The organism is Psychromonas aquatilis (assembly GCF_038155185.1).
In the GTDB taxonomy this organism is placed as follows: domain Bacteria; phylum Pseudomonadota; class Gammaproteobacteria; order Enterobacterales; family Psychromonadaceae; genus Psychromonas; species Psychromonas aquatilis.
Genome location: NZ_JBAKAZ010000511.1, coordinates 1 through 206 on the forward strand (window position 1 = coordinate 1; position 206 = coordinate 206).

The window sequence follows — 206 nt, forward strand, 5'->3', positions numbered from 1 at the left end:
CTTCAGCTGTTGCTGTACGAACAGATACCAGTTCACCAAAATATTGTAGGGACATAGCTGCTAATGGGTGGTTAGCGTCAATGCTTACATTTTCTTCAGTAACACCCGTGACTTCTACTGTACGAGGACCTTGTTCTGTTTCTGCTTTGAATGACATACCAACTTCAATTTCATCCACCCCCTCAAATAAAGAGCGAGGTACATCT

The 206-nt window shown here is 42.7% G+C and carries 1 pseudogene; it reads right to left on the reverse strand.

The window, feature by feature from the left end:
* Positions 1-206 (reverse strand): annotated as a pseudogene (locus V6256_RS16330) (peptidylprolyl isomerase); the annotation flags it as partial.